This window comes from Paenibacillus nanchangensis, assembly GCF_046543445.1.
GTDB classification, from domain to species: Bacteria; Bacillota; Bacilli; order Paenibacillales; family Paenibacillaceae; genus Paenibacillus_AQ; species Paenibacillus_AQ nanchangensis.
In genome coordinates this window covers 81,764-94,843 of the sequence record NZ_JBHOFD010000020.1, presented here as the reverse complement: position 1 = coordinate 94,843, position 13,080 = coordinate 81,764, and the positions used below count along the sequence as shown (strand labels likewise).

6 protein-coding genes are annotated in these 13,080 nt (G+C 57.2%); 3 read left to right on the top strand and 3 right to left on the bottom strand.

The features are described from left to right. Positions 1-54: 54 nt before the first annotated feature. From ACE6ED_RS16995 to ACE6ED_RS16985, 3 genes are all read left to right on the top strand, one after another. Entirely contained in the window at positions 55-3,282 is a 3,228-nt protein-coding gene (locus ACE6ED_RS16995; protein ID WP_410828400.1) for a cellobiose phosphorylase, read from the top strand. Between the two features lie 151 nt (positions 3,283-3,433). Continuing rightward, complete coding sequence (locus ACE6ED_RS16990) at positions 3,434-4,285, top strand: AAC(3) family N-acetyltransferase (protein ID WP_410828399.1); 852 nt, start codon at positions 3,434-3,436, stop codon at positions 4,283-4,285. After that, a complete protein-coding gene (locus tag ACE6ED_RS16985) occupies positions 4,282-4,923 on the top strand; it encodes a histidine phosphatase family protein (protein WP_410828398.1) in 642 nt (213 codons plus the stop codon). The genes ACE6ED_RS16990 and ACE6ED_RS16985 overlap by 4 nt, the downstream gene beginning before the upstream one ends. A gap of 319 nt (positions 4,924-5,242) precedes the next feature. On the opposite strand, the gene ACE6ED_RS16980 is transcribed toward ACE6ED_RS16985, so the two are convergent. The 3 genes from ACE6ED_RS16980 to ACE6ED_RS16970 all read right to left on the bottom strand — a co-directional run bounded on the left by ACE6ED_RS16980 (position 5,243) and on the right by ACE6ED_RS16970 (position 12,910). Continuing rightward, on the bottom strand, positions 5,243-10,558 hold the full coding sequence (locus tag ACE6ED_RS16980) for a 5'-nucleotidase C-terminal domain-containing protein (protein ID WP_410828397.1): 5,316 nt from the start codon (positions 10,556-10,558) through the stop codon (positions 5,243-5,245). A gap of 272 nt (positions 10,559-10,830) precedes the next feature. Beyond that, positions 10,831-12,135 carry a serine--tRNA ligase gene (gene serS, locus ACE6ED_RS16975; protein WP_410828396.1) on the bottom strand — a complete coding sequence of 435 codons (1,305 nt, stop codon included), beginning with the start codon at positions 12,133-12,135 and terminating at the stop codon, positions 10,831-10,833. A gap of 337 nt (positions 12,136-12,472) precedes the next feature. Further along, complete coding sequence (locus ACE6ED_RS16970; RefSeq protein ID WP_410828395.1) at positions 12,473-12,910, bottom strand: GNAT family N-acetyltransferase; 438 nt, start codon at positions 12,908-12,910, stop codon at positions 12,473-12,475. Positions 12,911-13,080: the final 170 nt, after the last annotated feature.

The window sequence follows — 13,080 nt, the reverse complement described above, 5'->3', positions numbered from 1 at the left end:
ACGATGTAATCAGCTTCAAAATCAAACGGCAATCCATTTTAGGAGGTTATCAAGTTGAGCAGCTATCGTTATGAACAAGGGGCTTTTGTCATTGAGGAATATGACCGCGCGAAGCCGTTCGCCAGCTTCCTTCCGGGACTGGCCGGCCTGAAGGGCATCCCGATGTGGACATTTTATGTCAATCGGGGACAGGGAATCAGCAGCTTTGGCGTCCGCGACAAAAACTCGCCGATTATGGAATTTTCGCCGGCAAATATCTCTTACAAAAACGTTACGCACAGCGGGTTCCGCACCTTTATCAAGGTGAAGGGGGAACAAAGCATCTACGAGCCGTTCCAGTCGGCACGTCCCGATCCGGAGGCCAAGCGGACGATGACCATCCAGCCGAACGGACTGGGGATTGAAGAGCGCCATGCAGGCCGGGGACTGACTACCCGGGTTCGTTACTTCAACCTGCCCAATGAAGACTTTGCCGCGCTTGTTCGTCAGACCGAAGTGGTTAACACAGGGCCGGATACGGTCGAACTAGAGCTTCTGGACGGTCTTCCGGAGATTCTGCCTTACGGGGTGGAGAATGCTGCCTATAAAGAGATCGGCAACCTGCTCCGCAGCTGGATGGAGGTCTATAACCTGGAGAAAGGGATTCCCTTCTACAAGCTTCGTTCCAGTGTAAGCGACGAGGCTGAGGTTAGCGAGATTACGAGCGGCCATTTCTACTTATCTTTTGCTGATGAAGGAGAGCGGCTCCGCCCGATCGTCGATTTTGAGGTGCTGTTTGGGGACAATACGTCGCTGGTTTATCCCGAGCGGTTCGGGACCATGTCCTTGGCCGAGCTGGAAGCGGCGCCGCAATACCCTGTGAACAAGGTTCCGTGCGGATTCGGCGGCGTAGTGCGGACATTGGCTCCCGGCCAAAGCGTGACGATCAGCACGCTGGTCGGACACGTCAACGACATTGCCAAAATCAACGCCAAAGCGGATCAGCTGACCCAATCGTCTTATATCGCCAGCAAGGCAAAGGAAGCGGCCGCGTTGACGGAAGGTTTGACGGCGGATATCGCCACCCGCACGTCCATGCCGCTGTTTGATGCGTATTGCCGCCAGTCTTATCTCGACAACTTTCTGCGCGGGGGGTATCCGTTTATTTTCGATAACGGCCGCAGCGGTTTTGTTGTGCACCTGTTCTCCCGCAAGCACGGCGACATGGAGCGGGATTACAACTTCTTTTCTCTGGCGCCGGAATATTTTTCCCAAGGCAACGGCAACTTCCGCGATATGAACCAGAACCGGCGCAGCGATATCTTCTTTAACCCGCGCGTCGGCACGTTTAACATTAAAATGTTCTACAGCCTCATCCAGGCGGATGGCTACAACCCGCTAAGCGTACAGGGCTGTACGTTCGAGATTGCGCCGGACCGGCGCGGCGAGCTGAAGACATGGCTGGAAACGGCGGCACCCGGTCATGCGGCTGGGCTGCTGGAGCTGTGCTCACGGCGGTTTACGCCGGGCCGTCTGGTGAACTATATCGCCGACCGCAAGGTCCAACTGGCCGTTGAGGAAGAACGTTTCCTGACCGAGGTATTATCCCTGGCCACACAGGAAATTGAGGCTTCGTTTGGCGAGGGCTTCTGGTCCGACCATTGGACGTATAACCTGGATCTGGTGGAGAGTTATCTGGAGATTTTCCCGGACCGGAAGGAAGCCCTGCTGTTCGGAGACGAATCCTATGCATTTTATGACAGCCCCGCTTACGTTCTCCCGCGCAGCGAAAAATATGTAATTAACAGCGGACAGGCGAGACAATACGGCGCGCTGCTGGAAGATGAAGAGAAGCTGCACCGGCTTGGGCGCAAAGCATCGGATACGGCGTGGCTGCGGACGCAGGGAGGAACGGGCGAGATCTACCGGACGAACCTGTTCGCCAAAATGCTGAGCCTCGCGCTGAACAAATTTGCCACTCTTGATCCATATGGCATGGGTGTGGAAATGGAAGGCAACAAACCCGGCTGGAACGATGCCATGAACGGGCTGCCCGGCCTGTTTGGTTCAGGAATGAGCGAGACGTTTGAGCTGAAACGCCAGGTGCTGTTCCTGCTTGAAGCGCTGAAGGAGCTTCCGGCCGGCAGCCGGTCTGTGAAGCTTCCCGTGGAAATGGCGGATCTCTTCGGCGATGTAGAAGCAGCTGTGAATTCGGCGCTTGAAGGCGGGATGGAGCAGTTTGCTTATTGGGATTCGGTCGCTTCGGCCCGTGAGCGCTACCGGGCTTCGGTCCGGTTTGGCATTCAAGGGGAAGAGCGGGAGCTGCCGCTGGATCGCGTTCAGGAGACACTTGGCAAGTGGCTGGACAAAATCAACCGCGGCATTGAACTGGCGGTGGAGATGGGCGGCGGAATCGCGCCGACGTATTTCCGCTTTGAAGCTGAGCGGTTCACCCAGGTGACCGACGAGGCGGGCCAGCCGGTGATCAGCGGATACGGGCTGCCTAAGGCGGAGGTCCAGGCGTTCAGAGCTTATGCATTGCCGCATTTCCTGGAAGGACCAACCCGCTGGCTGAAAACGCTCGAGAGCAAGGAACAGGCGCGGGAGGTTTATCAGGGAATCCGGGAAACAGAGCTGTTTGATCCTGTAACGCAAATGTACCGCACCTCAGTCAGTCTGGACGCGGAATCGCCGGAGATCGGCCGGATTCGCGCCTTTACCCCTGGCTGGCTGGAGCGGGAATCGAACTTCCTGCACATGTCCTATAAATATTTGCTGGAGCTGCTGAAGGCTGGCTTATATGAGGAGTTTTTCAAAGAGATGCGCACCTCGCTTGTCCCATTCCTCGACCCTGCCGTCTATGGAAGAAGCACGCTCGAGAATTCTTCCTTTATCGCGACGGGCGGCAATCCGGACCCGGGCGTGCACGGCAGAGGTTTTGTTGCCCGGCTTAGCGGATCGACCGCTGAATTCCTCAGCATGTGGCGGGTGATGATGGCGGGTAAACGGGTGTTTACGATCAAGGACGGGGAGCTGGAGCTGCACTTGACTCCAAGCCTGCCGGGCTGGCTGTTCGACGAACAAGGCGAGGTTGCGTTTACGTTCCTCGGCGGCACGGAGGTTGTCTACCATAATCCGCGCCGGGCCGATACCTTTGGAGAAGGAGCGGCTGTGCCGGTGAAGCTGGCGTTAACTGAAGATAGCGGTAAAGTCACGGAAATAAACGGACCGACGGTTAAAGGAGAGCTGGCCGAAGCAGTTCGCTCGGGGAAAATCCGCACGATTCGCGTTACGCTCGCGTAGAGCAAACGCCAAGGATTATTAGGTTATATGCGGCGGCAGATCGATGATCTGCCGCCGTTTTGCCGTTCCAGCAGCTTTGAGGCAGGCTGGCGGACCTAATCTTTCTGCTGCTATAATAGCGCTTAGTTAATATATGGGAGGATGTCGGCTGGTGGAAATGATCCAAGGGGAACTGATTACCGTATCGTCAATGAAGGAGGATTTTCAGAAATTAGGAGTACGCGAAGAGATGACCCTGATTGTGCACTCCTCCTTCAAATCGCTTGGCAGCTGGGTCGCGGGCGGGCCGCCCGCTGTCATCCTGGCGCTGGAGCAGGCGCTTGGACCGGACGGTACGCTTGTCATGCCAACGCATTCCGGGGATTTGTCCGACCCTGCCGGGTGGAGAAATCCTCCGGCACCGGAGGAATGGTGGGATACCATCCGTCAGGAAATGCCTGCTTATTCGCCCGATCTCACGCCGCTGTGGGAAATGGGAATTATCCCGGAATATTTCCGGAAGCAGGACGGGACAATCCGAAGCGGCCATCCGTTATATTCATTTGCCGCCCGGGGCAAGCACGCCGCTTACATTACCGGCAGCCATGCGCTGGACCAAGGCTTTGGCGAGCAGTCGCCGTTGGCCCGGATTTATGATCTGGACGGCCGCGTACTGCTGCTGGGGGTAGGGAACGAGAACAATACTTCGATTCACCTGGCGGAGTGGCGGGCCGATTATCCGGGCAAACGCGCCAAAACTTCAACGGCGCCCATGTCGATAGACGGGAAACGGCAATGGGTGAAATTCGGAGACCTGGAATGGGACTCCGACGATTTTGAGACAATCGGCGAGCAGTTCGGCCAAGAGACAGGGCTGATCTCCCGCGGCCGTGTTGCGTCTGCCGAGGCTATGCTGATTCCGCAGCGGGCGATCATCGATTACGCGACGAAATGGATGAAGGAGAACCGGGTGGCAGCCTTGGATGACACGGAACCGCACCCGGAAGGAGGAGGACGCTTATGAGCAAGGGAACGACAGTTTATTTGACGCGGCATGGGGAGACGGAATGGAACCTGGAGCACCGGATGCAGGGGCACCGGGACTCTGCGTTAACGCCGCTTGGCATATCCCAGGCGGAGTGGCTGGCCAAGGGGCTCAGCGGTGTGGATATTGACGCCGTTTATTCCAGTCCGAGCTCGAGAGCAATGCGGACTGCGGAAATTATTTGCGGCGGTCGTCCGCTTTCCGTTAATGCCGCCCCGGAATTTATGGAAATGGGGCTTGGCTGCTGGGAAGGCCGCATCTCCCTGGAACTCGAACGGGAATATCCCGAGCAGTACCAGGCGTTCTGGAATAACCCGGCGGCATTTGGCGTCGAGGGCAGCGAGACATTTGCGGATGTGCTCCGGCGCTCTTTGTCCAAGCTGGAGACGATTGTTGCCGCTCACCCGGGCCAGACTGTACTTGTTGTGACGCACACCGTGGTGATCAAATGTCTGATGGCACACTTTGAGGAACGCCCGCTGGAACGGCTGTGGGACCTGCCATACATATATCCTACTTGTCTTAGCCGGGTTGATTTTGGCGGAGAAAAACCGTTTATCGGGCTGCATGCCGACACCAGCCATTATCCGGCCGATATGGCGGAAAAGGAAGGTTAACCAGCAGGATGCGGGGGGCGCAGCTTGCTGGGTGTGCTCGCCTGACTCGGCAGCAGTCACCGGATCAGCATTGGATGGCACTGGCCTATCATCGGACGCGAATTGGAGCAGCTCCGTAAGCACTGTCCCGCCATCGATCGCATAGACCAGCCGGTTAACACTGGACCACACGGCCCGGCATCGGCCCGCACACACAAATAACCCCTGTTCGCCAGAAACGCTGCGAATAGGGGTTATTCGTCTTACTTGTGATCTGCGTTTTCCGTTTCAACGGTAAAACGCCTCATCCGGGGTGGGGCAGCTTAATCCGTACCCGTTTCTAATTGATAAATTCCACCGAACGCAGCATCTTCTCCAGCATGGTTGCCGCTTCGGCTCTTGTGGCCGGTTTGCCTGGCGCAAACGTGCCGTCCGGCATTCCCTGGATGATGCCCTGGGCTGCGATCTCCGCCACGGAGGTCCGGGACCAGGCCGGAATACCCGCGGCATCGGAGAACGGGGCCAGGGCGGAGGCGTCGGCCGTCAGCGTTTTGCCGGCATATTTCATCGCCTTGGCAAGAATAGCGGCCATTTCCTGCCGGGAGATCGGCTGGCCAGGCTTAAAGCTGCCGTCCGCGTACCCGCTGATAAGCCGGGATGCGGATGCGGTCCGTACCGCTTCGGCATACCAGGCGTCCGCAGGGACGTCGTCGAATGCGGCGGGCACGGTAGAAGGCGTCATGCCTAGCGAGCGGACAATCCAAGCGGCAAACTCCGCCCGGGTGACGGACCGTGAAGGCGCAAACCGGTTTTCGCCCGTTCCGCTTACAATCAGCTTGGAAGCGAGGCGTTCAACGGATGGTTTTGCCCAGTGGTCTCCGATGTCGTTAAAGGTCCGCTGCGTCTCGATGATCGTATACAGGCTGTTGCCGCCCCGTTTGAGGGTTGCGGTGCTTGTGCCGTCCGAGTGGTTCGTAAACAGGGTTGGCACAAACGCCACCGCTCCGCTAACAGGGTCGATCATAACGCCGGCCGCCGTGTTTGGATCTACTGTGCGTGTCAGCGTAAGCGTCCGGCTGACATAGGTTGAGCCAAAATCGTTAATCGGCACGTTCGTCATGCCAGACTGTGCGAAAACTGCATATTCGACAACAGGGGCTACCGGTGCAGCGTTCGGAACTCCTGCCGCTGCGGACAATCGGCTTCTCACCGATTCGAGGAAACCGTCCGGTTTCCGCTCCATCCGAATACCGATGTATGGCTTGCCGTTACTAAATTGGGCCTGCAGTGCTTTGACATTAAGTACGGACAGTGGAAGCGAATAGGACATGCCATCCGTCCGCACCTGCAGGATCAGCCGGTTCCGCTCAGCATCCGGCAGGCCAAACAGGGTCTCCGCAGGCAGCCGAAGTTCGGCGCGCCCCGCTTCTGCGACGATGGCGATCTCCACCACATTCCCTTCGGCGGAGGCCAGCTTACCCGCGAGCTGTTCCGGCGTGTATACTGTGACACCTGCCTGCGCCGACGGAGCCGGGCTTGGCGCAGCCGATGCGGACGGAACAGGAGACGGTGAAAGTGCCGAACCCGTTCCCCCGCCGCCATTATCCGGCGCCGGTGTCGGTGTCGCGGAAGCCGAAGGGGTTGGCGAAGGCACTGCGGACGGCGCAGAAGACGGTGCCTGGGTCGGCGCTGCCGTTGGCAGCGGCTGGCCCTTCAGATCGGTAATACGCCCCTCGGTTTCTGCTTTGATCGGGGAATGCTTGCTTATATATTCTGTCAGGACTTCAAAATCGGGATAATACAGCAGGTTAATCCGGCCAGCTTTTTTTGCCTTCTCCATTGGTGTATACCCGTCTCCGCCTCCGGCAATAAAGGCATTTGTCGCCACTGTATACATGGCGGCCGGATCAATTGGCGTATACTGCCCGTCTTTCAGAATCTGCACGCTTACGATGCGGCTAAGCGGCGGTTTGGTCGAGTCGTAATAATATTTCATACCCGACACATGCGGGAACCGGCCTTGCTTCGTCTCGACCGTACTTACGCCGATTTCCAGCGAGTCGATAATTTCCTGGCCAGTCATCTCAAGCGTCACCAGATCGTTGTTGAACGGAAGCACGGTAATGACTTCGCCTTGCGTAACCCCGCCGATGTCGATAGAGGCCCGGATGCCGCCGCCGTTCTGAATGGCAACGTCCGCCTCCGCTTTGATCCGCATGGCGTCGGTAATCACGTTGCCCAGGTTGGTCTCTTTGCTGCGGACGTTGTCTCTGATGCCGTCAAGCAGAACGGCCGACTCGCCGACAACCGCGCCGCTCAGTTCCTCAACGCCGGGCTTGTACGTTTTGTTCAGCAGCTCAAGCGCTTCCGGATCAGCCGGAATCGTGTAGCTGCCGCCCGTTTTGGCGTTCAGGTCCACCAGACGCCCGTCATAACTTGTAATGACGCCCTCCGGATTAAACGTAACGTCCAGCTCGCCGAGGTAGTTCGATTTTTCATGAGCCTGAACGATCAGCTGCGGGTAACCGTGTGCCTGCCGGATTTCCGGCCGGTCCAGCTTCGTATGGCTGTGCCCGCCAACGATAATGTCAATACCCGCTACTTGATCTGCTAATGCTTGATCGACGTTGTAACCCAGGTGGGAAAGAGCGACAATTTTGTCCACACCGGCGGCTTCCAGGGCTTGAACGGCTGCCCGCGCACTTTCTACATGGTTGTTAAACCGGATATTGGGTCCGGGACTGGCCAGAATCTCCGTCTCCTCGGTAGTTAGCCCGATCAGGCCAATTCGTTCGCCGCCGATCTCCTTCACCATATACGGATAGATAGCTGCGTTCGCCGCCGTGCCTGCGGTTTGTCCTTCTTTGAACAGCCCGCTGAGGGCCGGCTCCTTGCCGAAATCGATGTTCGAGCTGACAAACGGGAACGCGGCTTTGGACACAAAGTTATACAGAGCGGACGGGCCACGGTCGAACTCATGGTTGCCGAAGGTCATCGCGTCATAGCCGATCAGATTCATGAAGGCAAGATCCGCGAGCCCCTCATATTTGTTAAAATACAGCGTTCCGGAGAACACGTCGCCCGCATCGACCAGGATAGAGTGCTTTGCTTGCTGACGGGACTGCTTGATGGCAGTAATCCGTCTGGCGATATTGTCCGGACTGTTGTCTTTGGTATCCAGATTGGCGTGCGTATCATTGGTATGCAAAATACGGAGGGAAAAGCCGTCCGTTTCCGGCTCCGGATCCAGCGCAATCTGCGCCAGCAGCGGGTCGTGGTCCGACACCCGGCCGTCTTCTACCATGTAGTCGGCATTAATATGCACCATGTCGAGCACAGACGAATCCGCAAGCCGGTTGTTCACCAGAATGTGGTCCAGCGTCTGCGAGTTGCCTTGATAAATATAGGAATACCGCTCTTCCGCGGGCAGTCTGTCGACCAGATTCGTCAGTTCCGTGCCACGCAGCAGGCTCAGGGTATTCGAGAACTGAAAGTCATTCAAATCCCCAAGGACGACGACATTCGCCCGGGGGTTGGCCGTCAGCACCTCCTTGACGAAGCCGTTTACCACTTTGGCGATTTCGGCCCGCTGGGCTTCACTTGGGCGAACCGGCGGCTGGATGCTGCCGAAGAGGCCGGAGTCGCCAGTTTTGGAGTTAAAGTGATTGGCAATGACCAGCACTTCCTGGCCGTGAAAAAGAAATTCCGCCGCAAGCGGCTTACGGGAAGCGGTAAATGCCGGGTCCTCCGGACGGATGCGCCCCGGATTATGGCTCAGTCCCTGCGGGCCGTATGTGACTTCGGTGACCGAATCCCCTTTGCCGCCGGGACTCGGCTTTAGTGTGGTCCGCTCCGGATTGTACAGGAAGCCGACCCGGATATTGCCGCCCGAAGCGCCGCCGTCCTGTTTGTCCACCGGAGCAATATCGGTGAAGGCGTAATCCGGGCCGCCCTGGGTGCGAATGGCGGAGATTAGCGCTTCATAGCTTTTGGAGGCGTCCACGGTGCCGCTGTCGGCTGAACCGTCGTTGTCCTGAACCTCCAGCAGACCGATAATGTCGGGCGAATTCAAATTGGTGACAATCGCTTTGGCGATGTTGTTGATTTTATCCGGCCCGCTTTTGACGGAGAAATTCTCCACATTAAACGAAGCGACAGTAAGCTTGTCCTCTGCGGGCGTAAAAGCGGTAATTTCACGATCGGCAGAAGTGCCCTGTATTACGGCGGGAAGTTCGCCTTCCGGCAGCAGCTTATAGTTGCCGTAATCGTAGCCGAGAATGCCGGTAATGTTGCCTGCGAACTGCTGGCCTGTCCGGACAGGGGAAGCCGGTTTTTTGGCGATAAGAATGCGCTGCGGATTGTAGTCCTCACCGTTCAGGACAAGCCCGCCCGCCGGGGAGTACAACTCGTTTTCATTGCCGGGACCGTTGTCGACCACAACCGGAATCTCATAGTCGTACGGGCCGATAATGCGCGGTGTATTCAACTGCAGGCGCATGCCCTCAAGGCTTTCAAAGAAATCGAGTCCGTCCGTCGACGGATCAAAGGAGGAGGGATCGCTGTCGATCGAAACCGTGGGCAGCGTTCTGCCGCCCGCACCAAGCACTACCGGGTCCGGAAGCGGCTGGTTCCGGGACTCCAACGTGATGGAGCTGGCGGAAATCTCCGTTGTAAGTTGGTCGAGGGAACCCTCGTAACCGGCTTCGCGCCACTCTTTTACCTGGCCGTTTACGGTGATGACATCGCCCGCGTTCAATCCGTGGGACGCTTTATAAATCATAATGGCTTCGGACGTCCGGTCGTCCTCATCGGGAGTGAGAGATTGCATGTAGGCGGTACCGGAGTCTTTGACGGAAGTGACGACACCTTTAACATTGGTAACCAGCTCGTCGCGGTAAGGCGACTGAAGACCCGGTCCCTGAATCTGGGCGATAGTCAGCCCGTCCACAGGCGTCTTGGCCGTATAACTGAACTCGGAGACAGGACTGTCTGTTTTCCCGGGGACAGAGGAGTAGGCTTTGATCAGCACCTGGTCGTCGTTGATGATAATGGGTCCGGTATACAGCTGGTTGACCGGAAAAGCGTCCGGGCTGCCGTCTGCGTACACACTGTAATAGACGCTAGCCGTAACGGAGGCCGAAAGCGTGATGCCGGTTCCTTTGGGAATCACCGCTCCGGAGGGAGGGGAAGCAAGAACTTGGGGAGCGTTACTGCTGTCCGCCAGTTCAATGGCGGTGGGGTTTTTGATGCCTTTGACGGTAAAATAAGTTTCCGCCGAACCGGTCACAACAATTTTGGTGCCGATCAGCGACGGATTGGTTTTGAGTCCAAAATCAGGCCGGAAGGAAGAGGCGAGCTGAACCGGCATAATGCGTTCTTTGTCGGTTTCGCCCGGAAAATCGGCAATGGCCAGATTGTTGTTGTCGGGGATGCCGGTGGTGATGTAGGTGGGACCGTTCTGGGTGTAGCCGACGATATAGCCTTCCACGGTGACTTTACTGCCTGATGCCGCCTGAAGCGCTTCGCTGACTGAGATTGGCCCGTCGGCGTAGGCTCTGCCGCTTCCCGCGGGGATGCCCGGGAACATCCCGGTCACAACCATCAGGAATGCGAGCAGCAGGCTGATTGTCCTTTTGCACGGTGAAGAAAAAGTCATGGCACACTTCCTCCCTGTGTAAAGTCATATTTGGAATATATTATAATAAGGAAACTATTATTTTGGAGCTATTTTTTATTAAAAGATTGTAAATAAGCACAAAAGAGCAGGGGAAGGTCAGCCGTCTGTGTCCGAGGGAGGAGAAACGCCTGCTGCCAAAGTCGCAGCGTGCGCCGGTCCGCTGTTCGCAAAGTGTCATAAGCCCAAGGAAACCCAGTTTCGGCGCAAAAAAAAAAAACGGCCTGGCGGCCGTCTTCCATCCAGCATAATTTTTAGCGTGGTTCGGTGTTATCACCGGTGAGAGGGGCGCTAATCCGCTCGGCGCCGCCCATATATTTGCGCAGCGCCTGCGGGATACGCACGCTGCCGTCCTCCTGCTGATGGTTCTCCAGCAGCGGGATCAGTATACGCGGCGTCGCGACCGCCGTATTGTTCAGGGTATGGCAGAAATGCAGCCGCCCGTCCGCATCCCGGTAGCGTATATTCGACCGGCGGGCCTGGTAATCAAGCAGATTCGAGGCCGAATGCGTTTCGCCGTAAGCGTCCCGGCTCGGCATCCACGTCTCGATATCGTATTGCTTATGCGTTTTGGCCGCCATGTCTCCGGCACAGACAGCGACTACCCGGTACGGCAGCTCCAGCAGCCGGAGCAGGTGCTCCGCATTCGCCGTAATTTCCTGGAGCATCCGCTCCGAGCTGTCCGCATCGCACAGCACCACCTGCTCTACCTTGGCGAACTGGTGCACCCGGTAGAGTCCGCGCACATCCCGTCCCGCCGAACCGACCTCCCGGCGGTAGCAGGCCGAGATCCCCGCCAGCTTCAGCGGTCCTTGCTCCAGATCGACAATTTCATCGCTGTAATACGAGACAAGCGATGCCTCCGAAGTGCCGGCCAGCCAGCGGTTTTCATCCGCCAGCTCATATGTCTGATCCCTGCCGGCGGGAAAAAATCCCGTCCGCTCCAAAGCTTCCGGCCGGACCATCACCGGCACATCCATCAGCGTGAAGCCGCGTTCCGCCAGCACATCCAGGGCCAGCTGCTGCACCGCAAGGTGCAGGCGGAGCCCCGCATCCTTCAGCACGTAGCTGCGCGGGCCGCCGATTTTGACGCCGCGGGCCAGATCCAACAGGCCAAGCCGCTCGCCCAGCTCGACATGACCGCTTGCGGCAAAATCAAAGGCTGGAGGTTCGCCGACCCGCCGGAGCTCCACATTTTCCGTGTCGTCCCGCCCCATCGGCGTATCGGCCGACACCGGGTTCGGCACCTGCAGCATCAGCTCGCGCCACCGCCGCTCGGTTTCCTCCAGCGCGGCTTCCAGCGTCCCTAGCTCCGCGTTGACCGCACGGACACGCTGCTTGGCGGTTTCGCCCGCTTCAGCCTCGCCTGCACGCAGCAGACGCTCCACCTCTTTGCTGAGCGTATTGCGTTCCGCCCGGCGTGCTTCCGTCTCCTGGCGCAGCCGTCTGCGCCGCTCATCCGCCTCCAGCAGCTCGCTTACGTTGAGGTTGACTTTTTTCCACTCCACCGTTTGTCTTACCGTGTCCTCATTGTCCCGAATCCATGTGATGTCCAGCATACCGCTCGCTCCTTTTGGTCTATTAGAAAACACAAAAACGCCCTCATCCATGGGACGAGGAGCGTCAGCTCGCGGTGCCACCCAGGTTGACCGAACCGCCGGTTAGGCTGAAGTCCGATCCGCTTTGGTCTTCGCTGTAACGGGCGAAACCCGGTAAACTTAGGGAGGGTGCTCCTCCGGTCGCAAACGCCTCACGGTTGGATGCCGGTCATTGGCCTGATCACGATTTGATATTGCTGTCCAGTATAGCCGATGACAAGGGAGGACACAAGAGGGAGACGCCGGGTTATTCATTTTCTTTTGCTAGTGGAACGGCTTCTTGCAAGAAGCCCCTGTTCTAAAAGTGGTACACCGCCAGCATTTCTCCCCAAGTGGCAAGCTCCAGTTCTTTAAAGCCGGATTTGGCGTACAGCTTCCTGGCCTGCTCATTATCCGGGTGATACCCCAGTATAATAACATCCGTCCTGTTTGTTCTTGTTCGAATCTCGTCGATAACCAGCAGCATGGCGTGATAACCAAGGCCTTGTCCTTGAAATCTTTTGTCGATCATAAAGCGGTAAATCCAGTAGTTTCCGTCGTCCGGATCCAGCCCGAACAGAGTAAAGCCGATCATTACGTCATCCTTGTAAATCGCCCTGGTTACAAAACCCTCTAGATATTGAGCTTCTGCAATCGAATACAGGTTGGACGAGATGAACTTTTTTTGCTCTGGCTTCGGCTGCAAGTTTGCACATTCTCCCCAATTCTGTTTGGTTACTGCCTGGAGTGTAATCATTTCCGGCCTCCTTCTTATGACCCCAGTGTATCAGCTAAATTCTACGGTATGGAGGTAAAAAACAGGTATAACCAGATTATCCCGCCCTTTAGCTGTATCCGGGTAAACCTGCTGATTCTGGGGAAATACCTCACTCGGAATTGAAGTTTGAAGCGGGGCCGGGCTAGTCT